Origin of the sequence: Marinibium conchae (assembly GCF_015595035.1) — a bacterium.
Classification (GTDB): Bacteria; Pseudomonadota; Gammaproteobacteria; order Enterobacterales; family Alteromonadaceae; genus Glaciecola.
Map to the genome: position 1 here is coordinate 619,613 of NZ_JADNRN010000001.1, position 17,884 is coordinate 637,496.

The 17,884-nt window shown below is 43.0% G+C and carries 13 protein-coding genes; 5 read left to right on the forward strand and 8 right to left on the reverse strand.

What is annotated here, in order from left to right:
* Window positions 1-58 precede the first annotated feature (58 nt).
* Complete coding sequence (locus ISG33_RS02570; RefSeq protein ID WP_195731990.1) at window positions 59-994, reverse strand: GGDEF domain-containing protein; 936 nt, start codon at window positions 992-994, stop codon at window positions 59-61.
* Window positions 995-1,302: 308 nt separating this feature from the next.
* Here ISG33_RS02570 and ISG33_RS02575 point away from each other — a divergent pair, with 308 nt between their 5' ends.
* A complete protein-coding gene (locus ISG33_RS02575; protein WP_195731991.1) occupies window positions 1,303-3,276 on the forward strand; it encodes a monovalent cation:proton antiporter family protein in 1,974 nt (657 codons plus the stop codon).
* Between the two features lie 59 nt (window positions 3,277-3,335).
* Window positions 3,336-4,334: a ribosome biogenesis GTPase YlqF gene (gene ylqF, locus ISG33_RS02580; protein WP_195731992.1), complete on the forward strand. Its 999-nt coding sequence runs from the start codon at window positions 3,336-3,338 to the stop codon at window positions 4,332-4,334.
* Between the two features lie 35 nt (window positions 4,335-4,369).
* Here ylqF and ISG33_RS02585 read toward each other — a convergent pair whose 3' ends face one another.
* Together ISG33_RS02585 and ISG33_RS02590 are read right to left on the reverse strand one after the other, a co-directional pair.
* Window positions 4,370-5,299, reverse strand: a complete 930-nt coding sequence (locus tag ISG33_RS02585) for a M14 family metallopeptidase (RefSeq protein WP_195731993.1) — start codon at window positions 5,297-5,299, stop codon at window positions 4,370-4,372.
* A complete protein-coding gene (locus ISG33_RS02590; RefSeq protein WP_195731994.1) occupies window positions 5,300-5,542 on the reverse strand; it encodes a hypothetical protein in 243 nt (80 codons plus the stop codon).
* A 355-nt stretch (window positions 5,543-5,897) separates the two neighbouring features.
* Here ISG33_RS02590 and tadA point away from each other — a divergent pair, with 355 nt between their 5' ends.
* Entirely contained in the window at window positions 5,898-6,422 is a 525-nt protein-coding gene (gene tadA / locus ISG33_RS02595) for a tRNA adenosine(34) deaminase TadA (RefSeq protein WP_255528848.1), read from the forward strand.
* Here the strand turns inward: tadA and ISG33_RS02600 are convergent.
* Window positions 6,419-6,583 carry a hypothetical protein gene (locus ISG33_RS02600; RefSeq protein ID WP_195731995.1) on the reverse strand — a complete coding sequence of 55 codons (165 nt, stop codon included), beginning with the start codon at window positions 6,581-6,583 and terminating at the stop codon, window positions 6,419-6,421. The two genes, tadA and ISG33_RS02600, sit on opposite strands and share 4 nt — an antisense overlap.
* Before the next feature lie 261 nt (window positions 6,584-6,844).
* Window positions 6,845-8,431, reverse strand: coding sequence for a membrane-bound lytic murein transglycosylase MltF (mltF, locus tag ISG33_RS02605; RefSeq protein WP_370545299.1), 1,587 nt, complete (start codon window positions 8,429-8,431; stop codon window positions 6,845-6,847).
* A gap of 187 nt (window positions 8,432-8,618) precedes the next feature.
* Between mltF and purL the strand changes: the two genes are divergently transcribed.
* Window positions 8,619-12,533: a phosphoribosylformylglycinamidine synthase gene (gene purL, locus ISG33_RS02610; protein WP_195731997.1), complete on the forward strand. Its 3,915-nt coding sequence runs from the start codon at window positions 8,619-8,621 to the stop codon at window positions 12,531-12,533.
* A gap of 12 nt (window positions 12,534-12,545) precedes the next feature.
* Here the strand turns inward: purL and smrA are convergent, their stop codons facing one another.
* A complete protein-coding gene (gene smrA, locus ISG33_RS02615) occupies window positions 12,546-13,133 on the reverse strand; it encodes a DNA endonuclease SmrA (protein WP_195731998.1) in 588 nt (195 codons plus the stop codon).
* A gap of 139 nt (window positions 13,134-13,272) precedes the next feature.
* On the opposite strand from smrA, the gene ISG33_RS02620 reads away from it, so the two are divergent.
* Complete coding sequence (locus ISG33_RS02620) at window positions 13,273-13,908, forward strand: beta/alpha barrel domain-containing protein (protein ID WP_195731999.1); 636 nt, start codon at window positions 13,273-13,275, stop codon at window positions 13,906-13,908.
* 10 nt (window positions 13,909-13,918) lie between these two features.
* Here ISG33_RS02620 and ISG33_RS02625 read toward each other — a convergent pair whose 3' ends face one another.
* Window positions 13,919-14,470, reverse strand: coding sequence for a hypothetical protein (locus ISG33_RS02625; protein ID WP_195732000.1), 552 nt, complete (start codon window positions 14,468-14,470; stop codon window positions 13,919-13,921).
* A gap of 219 nt (window positions 14,471-14,689) precedes the next feature.
* The gene (locus tag ISG33_RS02630; protein WP_195732001.1) at window positions 14,690-17,818 is read right to left on the reverse strand and encodes a PAS domain-containing protein; all 3,129 of its coding nucleotides are present in this window, start codon (window positions 17,816-17,818) and stop codon (window positions 14,690-14,692) included.
* Window positions 17,819-17,884 lie beyond the last annotated feature (66 nt).

Here is a 17,884-nt window from a genome sequence, read left to right on the forward strand (position 1 = left end):
CATTATTGCCGAGCGCGGTAATGGTTTGCCTATGTTTGTTCTCACTCAAACGCTAAGATTAGGCGGCTTTGAATAAGTTCTTACCGTTCTGCTTTGCGCTCAGAAGAGCCAAATCGGCTCTGTGGAATAAACTTTTTTCGCTATCTTCGGCACGAAAAGTTGTTGCGCCCACGCTGCTTGATACGTCATGCTTTTGAAATAGAGGCGTGTCTGCAAGTGCTTGTTGAATGCGTTTGGCAACGCTCTCATTTGCACGTTTATCGCTATCAACTAACAGGCAGCAAAACTCATCTCCACCAAAGCGGAATGCATGATCAGACTCGCGCAAACATGACTGTAGAACATTGGCAAACTCTATGAGAACCTGATCACCACACTGATGGCCAAATTTATCATTCACCTGCTTAAAGTTATCGAGGTCAAGTACTAACAATCCAAAGCTTTGTTTGTTCCGCAGACTGATACTCATGAGCTTTTGTAATGAATCGTTGAAGTGGGAACGGTTATATAGTCCAGTTAACATGTCTTTTGTGGCTAATTGACGAATTCGGTAATACTCCAAAGCATGCTTTAAACCCATTGCATAGATTGCGTGTACTTCAGACAATAGTTTGCGCTGAACTGGCGTCAATACCTTGTCAAATACATATGCGAGTTGTGCATGCTGAGGAGCACCGAAAGGTTGGCCATAATCTAGGGATATTTTCAAACTGCGGCCGCTGCGTTCTTCAGTACCGAAGGCAAGAGTTTGGTTTGCAAAATTAATTTTGATCGCGCTACAAGGTAGCTTACTTGTAAGAAGTGCAAAATAAGCACTTGCTAATTCATGCAGATCAATCGATTGCATCATCGATTTCATAATATTTGAAGATTCAGTGCTTGTTAACATAGTACCAAGTGTCTCGTCTTGATAGTCGAAGCCCTGAATAACTCGGGACTCAACTAGTGAACTTTCCTTAGTGCTCTCAGTTTCATTTACGGCAAGGATGTCCATTGACTACTCCAATAACATTACGATAAAAATACAAGTGAGCGATTTACGCTGATGTACAAGGCTCACTATTTAGCGCGCTAACGAGACTTTTGACGATAATGACAAGTAATTGACAGTTTCATTGATATAGATTGTGTATATAAACACCAATTTGTGCGAATATCGCACTATCAGCGCATACACTCTCAATAAGTTGTCGAATTATCTTGTTTTTATCTTACTGCTTTAGTCTAGTTTTTACCCTTGTAGTACTCCTAAGCAAAAGCTGTGCCTGTTTTTTCCAGACACATTTATCAGAGGAATAGAACGTGGATGCTAATTTTGTCAATGTGATTACATTGATGACTCTGTCGGTTATTTTAGTTTGGGCTTTTAAGCGGGTTAACTTGCCGGCCATACTTGCCTATCTTGCCGTTGGCCTAATAGCTGGCCCTCAAATATTGTCGCTTTATACTGACCCAGAACAAATGCACTTATTAGCAGAAGTCGGTATTGTTTTTTTGCTCTTTTCCTTAGGTTTAGAGTTTTCCCTACCCAAACTCATGGCGATGCGAAATCTCGTATTTGGAGTAGGTTTTGCGCAGATGCTTTTCACGACCCTTATTTTTGCCTCTATTGCCTACTTGTTCGATATTAGTCTTGGTACCTCTATCATCATTGGTGGCATGCTGGCTTTGTCGTCAACGGCTATCGTCATTAAGCAGATTGACGAAGCAGGTCATCTCAATACGCCTCGCTCACAAATGGCAGTGAGCATTCTGCTATTTCAAGATCTCGCTGTTGTACCATTTTTGATTGTGATCCCTTTGTTGGCCGAAAGCGCAGAGCAAAGTATTGGCACTGCGATGCTTTTTGCCCTGTTTAAAGGTGTTGTTGTGGTAGTGTTATTGTTGTCGATGGGTCGTTGGTTGCTTCCTAAAATCTTCAATGAGGTGGCGCGCACTCGCACCGATGAACTTTTTGTATTAACCACAATTTTGGTAGCCCTGCTAGCTGCCGGAACCACTTATGCTTTCGGTTTGTCGATGGCACTAGGTGCCTTTCTTGCTGGAATGATGTTGAGCGAATCACAGTATCGCCATCAGCTAGAATCAGATATTCGTCCTTTTCGAGATATTCTAATGGGCTTGTTCTTCATTACCGTGGGTATGAAACTTGAGTTGGATGTTTTTTTTGGTGAATTGCATTGGGTTGTTTTAGGGGTGGCGGTACTTGTCCTGATAAAAACAGCTGTCGTGAGTTTTAGTGCATGGCTATTAAAACGAAACACACAAGACGGATGGGCTGCGGGAATTAAGCTTGCGCAAATGGGAGAGTTTAGTTTTGTTATTGCCGCCTTAGCCGCTCAAAATGAACTTATCAGTGCCCAACACAGCTCGATGTTGATCAGTGTCGGCCTACTCAGCATGGCCTTAACCCCGTGGTTGATAACACACAGTGCTAGCATAGCGAAACGTATCGCACCAAACAAAGCACTTGAAGATATCGACCTGCTAGCCCCGCAGCATGAGCGCCAGGAACTATCGAATCATGTGCTTATTTTAGGTTTTGGGCGAGTAGGTCAGTCAGTTGCCCGAATGTTGAAGCTTGAGGGGATCAAGTATCTTGCTGTTGATATCGACCCTATTCGTGTTCAAGAAGCACGGCTGGCGGGTGAAAATATCATGTATGGGGATTCTAGCCAACGAGACCTGTTGAAGTCTGCCGGAATACTGCACGCGCAACTAGCACTGATTACTTTTGACCATCACGATAAGGCGTTAAGGGTAGTCAACACCATCAATGGTATTAAAAAGGCTTTGCCGGTGGTTGTTAGAACGCGAAAAGACTATCAATCTGATGATTTTTACGCAGCGGGTGCAAGTCAGGTGGTACCCGAAATACAAGAAGGCAGTTTGATGTTGGTATCGCAGGTGCTTCATAGTGCTGGGGTGCCGATGTCTCGTATTCTAAAACGTGTTAGAAATGAGCGTAAGAAAGGCTATAAACACATGCACGGTTTTTATCCAGGTGAAACAACTGAAATCACTTACGGCACGAAGGACAAGTTAGAGTTTATGCATGCGGTGCTGATCAGTGCCGAAGCTTTTGCGGTAAACAAGACTTTGGCCGAGCTTGATATTAAAAGGCGAAGAGTCACGGTAAATGGGCTTAGACGAGAACAGGTAGAAATAGAATACCCAGATGCCGATACACGCTTGCAGGCGAATGATGTTCTTGTCATTTCTGGAAAGCCCAGACGTGTTGAGCGTATAGAGAACTTTTTGCTTTATGGAAATTAGTCTAATTTTTTAGGTGAAATACAGTAAACTAGGCTAAAAATATAGTACGAAGGCACACAATGGCAGTTCATTGGTTTCCAGGGCACATGCACAAAGCCCTAAAAGAGATAAAAGAGGCGTTGAGTCAGGTTGATATTCTGATAGAGGTACTCGATGCTCGCATTCCCTATTCAAGTGAAAACCCCGAAATAGCTAAAATACGCGGTGATAAGCCGGTGTTGAAAATACTGAATAAAGCCGACTTAGCTGATCCAGTCATTACCGCAAGGTGGCAAGAACACCTTGAATCTGAGCGAGGCGTTAAAACTTTTACCACTTCCACTACGAACACGGCTAAAAGTAAACAAATTATCGAATTGATCCGAAAAATTTGTGCACAAAAAGACGCTTCTGTAAAAACCGTTAACGCAATGATCATGGGTATTCCCAATGTGGGTAAATCAACCCTCATTAATATTTTGGCAGACCGAACTATCGCTAAAACAGGCAATGAGCCAGCCGTAACAAAAAGCCAACAACGCATAAATTTAGGCAGCGGTATTGTTTTGTATGATACTCCCGGAGTACTTTGGCCCAAACTAGAAAACCCCAACACGGGCTATCGGCTAGCGGCCTCTGGGGCGGTTAAAGACACTGCTATGGAGTATGATGATGTAGGCTTTTACGCTGCTGACTACTTAATTAAAGCATATCCAGAGCTTATGCAAGAGCGCTTTAAGCTAGATCACTTACCTGATACTGAGCTCGCATTTTTAGAGGCCGCAGCGCTTTCTCGCGGGGCTAAAATGGCCGGTGGTAGAGTTAACTTACACAAAATTTGTGAAGTACTAATAAATGAACTGCGTTCGGGAAAATTAGGGCAAATTACCTTAGAAACTCCCGAGATGTTAATTGTTGAAAAACGTGAAATGGCTGAGGTAGCAGCCAAAAAGATCGCAGATAAAGAAAAACGTAAAGAACGATTCAAAGAAGGTTCGTTAACCCCAGATAAAAAAGATCGAAAAGAGCAACGAACAGAAAAGAGAATGGCAAATAAAGCCCGCCGGAATAAGCGCTAAATCAGCGAGCATGTTAACTTAGCAGCGCTAAAAGGCTATATAAGCCCTTTAGCCTCGAGATAATCCAAGGCACCACTTATCGCAGCAACTTGCGCTTGTGTGCAAATGGCATCGCTGGCATTTGGGCTATCGGGATAAACCTCAGTTGTGCTTACATATTCAGCATTGGTGAAACCACCGCACAGGTAGAGAGATTTTTTGTCGTAGTTGATCACGCCGCGTTGCTCGCATCGGGCTCCAATGATTTTACCATCGGGATCCGCTTCGGCTATGTGGGTAACTTTCTCAACAGCTTGAATGATGGCTCGCTGAAATTCAGCTTGCGGCCTAGCCGTGTCCCCAACCGTATAGAAACCGTCGGGAATATCCCAAACTTTTTGTTCAATTGCATCACGAGCACTCAGCGCTGGGCGAAATTCTGAGTTGTCTGTGTCTGTTGTTTCATGTAAATCGATATGCATTAAAAACTCAACACCTAAGGAAGCAACAAAGGCCATTGCTTGATTAGCCTCTTGGCTTGGTCCCGTTAACTTGAATGAGCGATTTGGGTCAATTGCGTCAGGATTCCACCGGTTAATAGTTTCGTAAGCCCATGGACTGATGCAGGGAAGTATAAAAATATTAGCATTATCTTGATATTTGCTTGCAGCGCTCTTGGCAAATTCAATCGCGCCTTGTACGCCGCTAGTTTCATAACCGTGAACACCGCCTGTAACAAGTACGTTTGGTAAACGCTTATCCTGGTTTCCTATCTTGATACAGTAGAGGGGATAGGTGGTACTAAGTTGCGAGTACGATAACTCACCATATTGGATAACTTCATGGTGGAGTTGCTTTAGCTTACTCTCTACTTCCAGGGCGTAACTGCGCTTGACAACTTGGCGAGTAAACCATTGTTGTTTTTCATCGTCGCCCCAAGGTTTACCGGCGACACCAATTGGATATTGCTTATAAGAGCTGGTCATTTATGCTGCAGGTTCCCTTCGAAGGTTTTCAAATTCTTTATTAAGAGAGTATTTTTCATCGGTTACGATTCTCTCAAGTGTCTGTATGCGCTCGTTCATCTCTTTGATTTGAAGAAGAAGTGCTTCTTTGTCCTCGTTCGCAAAATTATCCGATTTTTTGCGCTTGTTGCGGGCAAGGGTATCGATAATCTTAGTAATACCGCCTACACAAATAGCGACAATTATAATAGCTGTTAAGTTCATACGTCTCTCCTATTGATATAAAACTAACATCGTAAAACCTAGCTTACAATGATTTGTTAAATGTGAGGATTTACAATAAAGGTTATATTTTACTAGTTAGCGCAAAAGTAGCATGTGCCAATAGTCATTAAAATATGGAAAAAATGTTTTTCCTGCACTCGTAATAAAAGAATTAGCAAAAAAGCTGCCATAAAATATCCCTATTAAAAACAATGCTTTATGTTTTCTGCTGAATATCGACGAGGCCATTGTTCGTTATTTTGACCAAAAAGTTGTGCAATTAATTACATGGTTATTGCTTTGAACCTTCATTATACTAAGGGTGATACCAACATGGCTTTGCGAGGAATATACTGTGGGTAGCCAAGACGAACTGTTTATGCATAGAGCGCTAGCACTTGCAGAGAAGGCGGAAGCCATCGGTGAGGTGCCTGTTGGGGCTGTGGTCGTTATCGACGGCACCATAATTGGTGAAGGTTACAATCAGCCTATAACACTTCACGACCCTAGTGCTCATGCTGAATTAATAGCACTTAAAGAAGCAGCGAAAAACATTCAAAACTATCGGGTTACTGACGCAACTGTTTACGTTACCTTAGAGCCATGCCCTATGTGTGCAGGAGCGATGTTGCATGGCCGAGTGAAGCGGATCGTATTTGGCGCATTCGATGAAAAAACAGGCGCATTAGGAAGTGTGATGGACTTGGTAAATCATGACTATGCTAACCATCAGATTGAGGTTGATGGTGGCTGTCTAAAGAATGAATGTGCCTCTCAAATATCGGCGTTTTTCAAGAAAAGACGACAACAAAAAAAGACTGAAAAGCGAATTAAACAGCAAAGCAAGGTTGCAGGGTCGAGCGATAAGATTGTGTCCTAACAGGCTTGCTGAAAATCGCCACTAGATTCTTCGTTTAGGCAAGCTGCAGCGAATTGTTTACGTCTTTGAAGTACTCGTTGATGTACCTTCTTCAGCAATGTTCTGCGTTGGTTGTTGGCGCGTAATCTGCGCGCTGCGCTAAAAGTATTAGTCTTTCTCATTTGTTCTCTCTTTGATTCACTTACATTAAAAATATTTTACAGTTTGTTGCTTGTAAGAACGTTTGCTTGTGAAATTCGTTCAATTTCCAACATCTTTCAAGCTCGATAACTGTTAATGAAAATTGACAACTGCTTGTCTTTTACAAGAGCTAGTTGTCAAGGGTGTAAGCAAAAATTAGACCATCAAAGTGACGGTTTGATGAATGGTTTATCTCATTTTCATGACGTGATTGTTACGCCTAGGTTACAAGCCTGAACTTGTTAATTCGGCTTATCGCTCTCGGCAGGCGTTGTTACTGGGCTGCCAGTTTCTGAGTTGTTAGTTTCCGAGTTGTTTGTCTCAGTGGCACCCGCTTCGGAGTTTACTGCTTCAGACTCCTCAATGGCCGGAAGCTCTGTTTGCTCTTCCAACCATACAAGGGTGTCATAATAACGGCGTATGTTGTCAACATAATTAACGGCTTCGTCACCACGAGCGTAGCCATATCGTGTATTTTTGTAGAATTTTTTCTGGCGCAGCAGTGGAAGATGCTTTTTCACGTCGACCCACAAGTCTGGGTTATAGCCCTGGCGCTCAGTAATTTTTCGAGCGTCCTCTAAATGACCTAAGCCAACATTATATGCTGCCATCGCCATCCATAGTCTGTCAGGAGACTGAATTCGCTCCGGAATTCTACGTAATAAACTTGAGTAATAGCGTGAGCCGCCGCTGATACTTTGTTCTGGATCGAGTCGCGATGTTACTTTCATATCTTTAGCCGTCGCGAGAGTAAGCATCATCATGCCGCGCACCCCAGTTGCCGATTTTGCTTTTGGATCCCAGTGGCTCTCTTGGTAACTCATCGCGGCAATTAAGCGCCAATCATTCTCGCCAGCATAGGCTTCGAAAAGTGGTCGGTAGGTGGGTAGCGTACTCTCAACTGCGCGCATGAATGCGCGAGTGTCAACGAAGTCAAATGATTGAACATGGCCAAAGTATTTGTCTTCTAGGGAGCTAAGCTTGCCATTTGATTGAACAATGCCAAAGTACTCAATAAGTGCCGCTCTGAGAGAATCGTCGGTGTTTTTATTTAAAAGCCAGCCAATTTCCAAGGTGTCAGTAACTGAAAAGCCAATTCCTAAATTAGGGTAACGTCGGCGAGCAACAGCTAATATGTTTGAGTCGGATAAGGTGTAGTCGAGCTCGTCATTCGATACCATCTCAAGTAATTCTTCAATATCCTTCTCGGCGGTTTCTTGCCAGAAAGGTGCTTCATCATCTTCAATAAAGGCGGTAAGTGGTTCTCGGTATAGATCGTTGGCAACGATGGTCAGCTCACCATCAAGTTGTTCGATGTCACGAGGCCGATTGGTTCCCTTTTTGTAAACCAACTCAAAATTAACTGATTGATAAGCAGGCCCGAAGCGATACGCTTCTTTACGTGCTTCTGTCATGGTGATATTCGCTGCAAGTAAATCAACTTGACGATTATCAAGCTGAGGGAGTAACTCTCTGTACGAATAATAGGGATAAACTTCGAGGCGCACGCCTAAGTAGTCAGCAAAACCCTGAGCGAGTTCGTATTCAAAGCCCTCTGGGGACGTCGAACCATTGTAGTAAGTTGTTCTGCCATAGACTGACCCGACTTTTAACACACCAGACTGCAATATTTTACTCAATGAGGAGGAGTGTTGCGGCTGGCTACAGGAACTGAGTAGAAACAGAGAGCTTAGTAGAGCTGCAAAAACACACAAGCGCCTAACTTTTTGAAAAAGCGCTCGCACTAGCCTATGTTCTTGCATGCAAAGCGGCATAGCTCTATATATAGCTCTGTATTTTGTGGCATTCGAATATCTCATGACCTTCATTGTGACGAAATTTAGTGCTGGCATCTATAGGCAGTACAAAATAAATATTAAAAAGCGAAAAATAGAAAGCCTCTATCACTTATAAAGTGCTCATTTTTCATCTATAATCTTGCGCCAATTGATAGGCTTTGAATTGCCTGAAATCTCAAGTATCTCTACTTGCAACCTACTGATTGGTATCCACTATATGTTAACTCTTTCCGGCTCATCAGCTTTATCACTATTCAAACAGGAAAAACTCCTTGCTCAATATGCCCTTGCAGGCTTAAAAGTAAGTAAAGTAACTGCTAATTATATGCATTTTGTCAATATTGATAAAGGCGCCAACTTGTCTGTCGAACAGCGTGATGTACTTGAGCAATTGCTAACTTATGGCCCAGAAAGCCATGATCCTGAAATGTTAGGTAAAAACAGCGAGCTCGAAGAAAAGAAGCTGCTCATTCTTGTTACGCCTCGCCCTGGTACAATTTCCCCTTGGTCATCAAAGGCAACCGATATTGCTCAAAATGCGGGTTTGACTTCAGTTCAACGAATTGAGCGTGGCATCGCATACCATGTTGAGTTCGAAGGTGAGTTTGATTTGCAGCAATTAGCTAAGCCGTTGCACGACCGAATGACACAAAGCGTGTTTACCTCGCTAGATAGTGCCGAGCAATTATTTGCTCGGGCAGATGCCAAGCCTTTTACTTCTGTTGCCATACTAGAAAACGGTAAACAAGCACTAATTAATGCCAATACGTCACTGGGCCTTGCCCTCGCTGACGACGAAGTTGATTATCTGTTTGATAGTTTCACCGAATTGGGCCGAAATCCAAACGATATCGAACTGTACATGTTCGCTCAAGCCAATAGTGAGCACTGTCGACATAAGATATTTAACGCTGATTGGACTATCGACGGCGAAAAGCAAGCAAAGTCTTTATTTAAGATGATCAAGAATACCTACGAAGTGTCGACCGATTTTGTGCATTCTGCATATAGCGACAACGCTGCGGTGATGGAAGGATGGAAGGCAGGGCGCTTTTATCCTAACGCTGATAGCGGCGAGTATGATTACCATCATCAAGATATTGATATTCTAATGAAAGTAGAAACCCATAATCATCCTACCGCTATTTCGCCATTTCCAGGCGCTGCTACAGGTTCTGGTGGTGAAATTCGTGATGAAGGTGCAACGGGTCGTGGTTCAAAACCTAAAGCCGGTCTGGTTGGTTTTTCAGTGTCGAATTTACACTTACCGAATGCCAAACAGCCATGGGAAGAACATTATGGCAAGCCTGAACGAATAGTAAACGCCCTTGATATTATGCTTGAAGGGCCACTGGGTGGCGCAGCATTTAACAATGAGTTTGGCCGCCCCAATATATTGGGATATTTCCGTACTTTTGAACAGAAAGTAAATAGTTTCAACGGGGAAGAAGTGCGCGGCTACCACAAGCCAATTATGTTGGCAGGTGGTTTGGGAAATATTAAAAAAGACCATATTCAAAAAGGCGAAATTACTGTTGGTGCAAAGCTTATCGCGTTGGGTGGCCCTGCTATGAACATTGGCTTGGGGGGCGGAGCAGCATCATCGGTTGCATCAGGTCAGAGTAATGCTGACCTCGATTTTGCCTCGGTGCAGCGTGAAAACCCCGAAATGGAAAGGCGCTGCCAAGAAGTTATCGATAAATGCTGGCAGTTGGGTGATAAAAACCCCATTCAATTTATTCATGACGTAGGTGCCGGAGGGCTCTCAAATGCGTTTCCTGAGCTAGTGAATGATGGTGGGCGAGGTGGTGTTTTTGAACTGCGCGAAGTACCCAATGATGAACCGGGGATGTCACCGCTAGAGATCTGGTGTAACGAATCACAAGAGCGTTACGTTATGTCGGTAGCGCCTGAAAACATAGCACTTTTTGAATCAATTTGTAAACGCGAGCGGGCACCATTCGCCATTGTAGGCGAGGCGACTCGTGAACAACACCTTACCTTGAGTGATAGTAAATTTGGCAATAAGCCAATTGATATGCCGCTTGATGTTCTGTTGGGCAAACCACCTAAAATGAGCAAAAACGTTGTTTCTAAAAAAGCGGTCGGTGACGATTTTACAACAAGCAATATTGATCTAGCCGATGCTATTCATCGCATATTGAGTTTACCTACCGTTGCTGAAAAGACCTTTTTAATCACAATAGGAGATCGCTCCGTTACAGGCATGGTATCGAGAGATCAGATGGTGGGACCATGGCAAGTGCCCGTATCGGATGTCGCCGTTACCACTTCTGCTTTTGACACTTACGCTGGGGAAGCAATGAGCATGGGCGAACGTACTCCGGTGGCACTGTTAAATCATGCAGCGTCGGCTCGTCTTGCGGTAGCGGAGGCCCTGACGAATATGGCAGGCACCGACATTGGTGATTTAAAACGCGTCAAACTATCGGCTAACTGGATGTCGGCTTCTAATCACCCCGGTGAAGATGCTGGTTTGTATGAAGCAGTTAAAGCGATAGGAGAAGAACTTTGCCCTGAACTCGGTTTGACCATTCCTGTGGGTAAAGACTCAATGTCAATGAAAACTGCATGGGAAGACGAGGGGACTCAAAAGGCTGTTACTTCACCCTTATCATTAGTGATTACCGCCTTTGGCGCGGTAAAAGACGTGCGTAAGACGATTACCCCTCAAATTCGTGATATAGGTGAAGATTCCAGCCTATTGCTCATTGATCTTGGCAAACAAAAGAATCGAATGGGCGCGTCCTGTTTAGCTCAGGTGTATGGCAAGCTCGGTAGCGAGGTGCCTGATGTTGATGATGCTGCAGCGCTTAAGGCCTATTTTATGTTTATGCAAGAAGCCGTGAGCAAAGAGTTAATAAATGCTTATCACGACCGTTCTGATGGTGGCTTGTTCACTAGCCTAGTGGAAATGGCTTTTGCTGGGAAAAAAGGCTTAGAAGTAGACATTAGCGGCTTAGAGGGTGACCCTGCTGCAGTACTCTTCAATGAAGAGCTTGGTGGCGTTATTCAAGTGGCTGATAGCAACAAAGCGGAATTAATGGCTCTGGCTTCTCACTTCGGTCTTGCTGATATCATTCATAGCGTGGCGAGTATTAACGACCTAGATCGAATTTGTATTTCTAAAAATAACGAGTTGCTAATTAAGAATACCCGTACTGCCTATCGTCAAATGTGGGCAAGCACAACCTTTGCAATGCAAACTTTGCGAGATAATCCTGAATGTGCTGAGCAAGAGCATAATGCAAAAGCCGATGCCGAAGATCCTGGTTTACACAGTTTACTCACCTTCGATTTAAATAAAGATGTGAGCGCACCGTATATTAATACGGGTGCCAAACCAGAGGTCGCAATACTGAGAGAGCAGGGCGTAAACTCTCACGTAGAGATGGCGGCTGCTTTTCATCGAGCTGGGTTTAATCCGATTGACGTGCACATGAGCGATATGCTTGCTGGGCGCTCACTTGATAACTTTGCCGGCTTGGTTGCTTGTGGTGGATTCAGTTATGGTGACGTGCTTGGCGCTGGTGAAGGCTGGGCAAAATCGATACTCTTTAATGCAGAAGTTCGCGCTACTTTCAAAGATTTCTTTGAACGCCAATCGACCTTCTCGCTAGGTGTTTGTAACGGTTGTCAGATGCTTTCTAACCTAAAATCACTCATTCCTGGCGCAGAGCATTGGCCGCATTTTGTAAGCAACCAATCAGAGCGTTTTGAAGCTCGAGTAGCTATGGTTGAGGTAGGTAACTCTAAGTCAGTCTTACTCGAAGGCATGGAAGGTTCCAGAATGCCGATAGCTGTCTCGCACGGCGAAGGAAGGGCTGAGTTTAAGGCTGAAAATCAATTACAAGCCTTGAAAAATCAAGCCCAAATTGCGCTTCGCTATGTCGATAACTATGGGCGGGTTACTACTCATTACCCCGCAAACCCAAATGGTTCAGCTCAAGGTATTACTGGTCTAACATCGGATGATGGAAGAAGCACAATTATGATGCCTCATCCTGAGCGCGTGTTTAGGGCAGTGAGCAACTCTTGGCGCGCGGATGAATGGAAGGAAGATGGCCCGTGGATGCGCATGTTTAGAAACGCTAGAGTCTTTGTTGGTTAAAGATGCTAAATGCTATTGACCGCGACGATTCTTTTCGCGGTTAATCAGTTTTTGATTAGGGTGTTTTTTCATTAGCACATACACTGAGGCTAGGCCCCCATGTTGTTTTTGTGCGGTGTGAAAGGCAATTACCATGTCTATTTCACGAAGCCAGACATTCACGTAACTTTTTAAGAAAGCAGGAAAAGGTTTACTATTTAATCCCAAGCCGTGCTGCAGCAATAAGGTCCTGATCCCGCGTTCATGACAGTCTTTAATTGTTCTATAAAGACTTAAACGCGCTTCATCAAACTTCATGTGAGTGATGTTTAAGGTTGTATCTATTTGGTATTTACCCAAGCGCAAATTCTTATATACGCCGTCTTGTACTCCATCTTGTTTGTATTCAATGAAGTCGTGCGGGGCAACAGGCTCTACTCTTTCTACACTAAGTCCGTTATCGTCTTTTTCTATTTCTGCTTCCAAAGCCTCGCGCTTGAGCTTTTGTGCTAATGTTTCTTTTGGTTTATTAAAAACGGCCACTTTGTCGCTTTTTGCCAGCGGCTTAACATCATTCATTTCTTCAAAAAATGAGAGTTCATCTGCAGACGATTTCGACATTGTTTTCTCCACTGTTTTATAACACTATTTCAGACGCTTAATGTCGTAGACTTTATTTGGTTTTATACGCGAAAATCTCAAGTCTTGTCCACAAATATATTTTGTCTACGTTGATTATTAAAATTAGAAGGAGAGAAGTATGTTGCCACTTATTGCGATATTGAGAGGAGTCAATCCTAGCAGGGTAATTTCTATTGCTCAGCTTTTAGTCGATAGAGGCTTTCAAATGATAGAAGTACCACTTAACGGTAAAAATGCCGTAGAAAGCATTCAGCTAATGTGTTCGCATAGCTTTGGAATGGCTAACGAGGAGCATTCTCATAGGCCTATGTTTGGGGCCGGAACCGTGACTACTGTTAGTGATGCAGCAATGGCCATTGAAGCGGGTGCGGAATTCATCGTTTCGCCGAATACAAATCCCGCGCTTATTCGTTTTTGCAAAGACAATGATGTTTTGGTTTGTAGCGGTGTATTCACTCCTACCGAAGCCTTTCAAGCATTAGAAGCTGGTGCTGATATTCTTAAAATTTTCCCTGTAAATGTGATGGGGATTGACGGATTTAAAGCATTGAGATCGATTCTTCCTAGCGAAACAAAATGCTTCCCCGTCGGTGGGATAACGCTTAGTAGTGATTGTTTTCAATCATTCATTGCTGCGGGGGCGGATGGTTTTGGTTTAGGCAGCTCTTTGTTTACGCCTGATATGAGCGACATGTTAATTTCCCAAAATGCCCAAAAAAGCATTGATTTATGGGAGCAATATACAACAACATAATTTGCTATTATCAGTCGAGCAGGGTTTTGACCTTTTCTAGTAAGGTGAGGTCGTAGTTCTCATGGTTTGACACTAGTTTACAGTCGCCATCGTTATCGCAAAAGAAATGACCAGTTACGTAGTTGTTTGCTTTTTTGACTAACAATAGTGATTTGCTTCCATCTCTAAATAAGCTGATGATCTGTGATTTTCCATCAAATGCTTTTTTGCCGGTACCTTTTAGTACCATCAAATCAAAACGATCAATAAACTGTTGTAATCGCTCCAATGCAATTTCTTTCGGTGAGTTTAACTCGGCAGCGGCCACTACGTCTCCGGCTTTTATGTGGCCTAAGTATTTGAGTAGAACAGTGATTTCTGGCAACGAGCTTCGAGTGTCATTGTTCATTATAATTGGCTCGCCAAGCAGCACTTCAGTAACCACCTGTTCACGATTATCTATAATGAACGGGGTGCGCACAGTTTCGTATTGTCGTTGGATTGCTTGATTATTGTCATATGCAGCACCAATGGGAACCGCTCTAAGAAGAGATTCTTTCATTGATAATACGAAATTCCTCATTGCAAATATTTCCTTATCCCTCTGGCTAAGCCTTCCATTATTTTACGAATTATCAAGCATGTCGAGTAGACGCACTAAAGTGATGTTTTGATTGGGAATTTTGATTTATCGCTCAAAACTCCTCCGATGTGTGCAGATTATAACCCATTCTATGTTTTTTTTCACAAAAAAAACCTTGCCGCCGGAATACAGGAAACAAGATTTTTAATTAACGCAGTCTTATAAGCGTTGTAAGTGGTCGTAAACAACCCGTCTACTGCGCTCTAGACCTTGACGTGTCGGATACCAGCGAAGTAGGGCGTTATCGTCCATGCCTTGGCTGCAATCGTACTCAATGCTTTGTGCCAAATCAATAAGCGGTTCAGCGTTGATACTCTTCGACAATATCACTAGCTTGTGCGCCAACTGAATTAGCTTTTGTGCACTTCCGTCATTAGTAGCTTGATCACCAAACTCAATCAGTTCGTCGATATTGCCAAAGAGCTCAAGTAAAGCACTAGTGAGCGTTGTGCTAGACGACTGTGTTGCCCAGTAAGTACTTAAGTCGAACCATGTGCCTGGTTTTGCCGGCAATGGTGTAGACTCGACATCTGACCTATTTAATTGCACTGCACTGCTCGATGCTTTTCCGTCCGAGGCAGGCGCTTTGGTCGCAGCAGCTTGCTCTAATTGTTTTTCGGTTTGATTCAGCTTGCTTTCGAGCTCTTTTCTAGCCTTTTCGGCCTCAGCAACACTGGCTTCATACTCACTAGCACGTTTCTTCTGCTCTTCAAGCTCAGAAGCTAATTGTTTTTGCTGGCTTTCTTTTTTATCAATCTCGCGTTGCAGTGACTGCATAGTATCACTTGCTTCCAATAGCTTATTCTGCAGATCGGTTTGACTTGATTGACGCTCAGCATTCTCTTGAGAGCTTTGTTTCTCGAACTTGGCAATAATCGCCATTTGTTCTTCGATCTTCTGTTTGAGTGTCTCTATTTCTCTATTCGACTCTTGAACACTCGCTTCAAGTGATGCTGCTTTCCCATGTTCGCTTGAAATATCTGACTCTAATTTTTCGTTTACAGCCGACAGCTCTTTTCTTTGCGCAGCAGACTCGGTTTCTAGCTCAGTAATTTGTGTCTTGAGCTTTTCAATAGTTGACGTCTGGGCTTCTCTTTCTGAGTCACTTTGTTTAGATAACTGTTGAACTTCTTCAAGTGACTGATTTGCTTTTTGCAATGCTCTTTGGGAACCACTAAGCTCGTCTTGCAGCTTCTCTCGCTCGGCTATTAATGCCTGCTGTTTCTCTTCTGACGAAGAGCTTAGCGCGGCTAATTGCTCCTGTAGTTCTTTTAACGCCTCGGAGCTGTCTTTGTGCACTTCCTGTTGGCTTTGTTTAGTTTTCTCGATGAGCTCTTTTTGTTCAGTAACCTTTTCGTTGAGCTGACTTATTTCGCTCTGTGTTTTCTCTTTCTCACGCTCAAGCTTAAAGATAGTATCTTCAAACTCGTCTAATTTTTCAGATTTAGACTGCAAGTCTTCTTTCAACAGACCAAGCTCAGAGCTGGTTTTCTCGAATTGTTGTTGCTGTTCTTCATATTCGCTAGTGAGCTTTTTCAGCTCAGACTCACGCTGTTCTAATTCGTCCCGCTGCTTGGTCAACTCAGTTTTGCTTGCAGATAATGCATCTGATGCCTCACTGTGTTGCTTCTCTAAGTCTGTTAGCTTTTGACTAGCAACTTTATGCTCTTTCGTCAGGGAAGCTTCTCGCGATTCAGCTTCTTTCAGCTTCGCAGCTAGTTTATCTATTTCTTCTTGCAGTACAGCTTTGCCATTTGATGAGTTTTCTTTCTCAGCAGTCAGCTCTTCAACATTTTCACGTAAGAACTTGTTTTCGCTGTGCGCGATGGAGAGTTGAGACGCAATATTTTCTTTTTCAGTTGCCGCAGAGCTAATTTGCTCATGAAGCTTGTCAACTTCTTTAGTCTTAGCTTCAAGAGTAGAAACGGCCTCTTTAAGCTTCACTTCGCTTTGAGCTAAGCTGTCTGTTTTGAACTGTATTTCAGTCATGTCCGACCATAAAAACAATACAGAATCAAATTGGTTGTCTTTGAATATTGGTATCAGCTTGATTTGGCATGGACGCTTTCTGTCGTTTATCTCAAAAGTCCAATCTGCAGACGCAGTGCCACCGTTGTCTCGGGCTGTTTGGAACATAGACGCCAGCTTTTCTGCTTTTTCATCGCTATCATTGAATTTTTCAGCGTAAGGGAACACGCCTCGCAACATATCATCTGAGGCAACGTTAAAGAATTGGCAAGCAGGGCGGTTAGCTTTGGTCATGCCTTCGCTAGTAACAATTGCCGCCGGTGACTGATTATTCTGAAGAAGCGCTTCAAACTTCTCGTATTGAAATTGTTCATCTGAGCGATTGATTATCCAAAAAAGATACTCACCTTTTTCTTCGTCAATCGTGTCGATTGTTATCTCGCCAGGATATTCTTTACCGTTTTTACCCACTAGTTTAACGTGGAAATCGCGTAATAGTTTTTGTTCTTTCAGTTGATTTGACGCAAGCTCAGCTTGTTTAGAATTACTAAAGAGCTTGTAAATGTTTCCTTTCTTAAGTTCTGCTTCGCTGTACTTAAGACGCTTTATAAGACTCTTGTTCGCACTGATTATTTGATGCTTTTTATTCAATTTACCAATGGCTACAGGCGACAAATGCATTACTGTTTCCATGTCTTGAACTGAACTGTTCAAAGCACCTTTCACTTCATCTAGTTCTTTTATCAAATGCTCGAAACCTTGGCTACCGTCAGCGCTTTCGCTTGGTATAATCATGGTGACTAAACGAACGTTTTCCTTTCCAAAAATGAGCTTTTCACCCACTGATAACACAATATGCGAATCACCCTTAACCACTTTTGTGTTGATAATAGTAGGTTTTTTGCCATCACTGGTGAATAGCTTGGGGCTATACGTTAACTCCAGGAAGGTATCAAGTTTTTTGCCTACGACATCACGTTCTTGATTAAGTAGCTTCTTTACCAACTTATTTGCAAAAACAATCTTGCCCTTTGTATCAAGGTAAATAGCCCCAGTATCTTTGTCGAGCATATATTGATTGAGAGCTTTCAGTTCCTTATCAACACTTTCTCCTTTGAGAGCAGCGAAGTAAAATTGAACAACGGGTATGATCAGTAACACTGTTATGACAAATAACAGTGCGTATATAAGTGCAGCTACAGTGCCAGGGCTACCTTCCTTTACAAAGCCAGTGAAAGCTAAGGCAGTATTTGGAAACAAGACACATACCAAAAAGGCGAGTGACAGCAACTTGTGTAATTTGAAAAAACGTACATCCATTTGTAATATCCTAAGCTTTTGCGAGGTCTGTATAGACGATAATAAGCATAATAATTTCCTCTATTG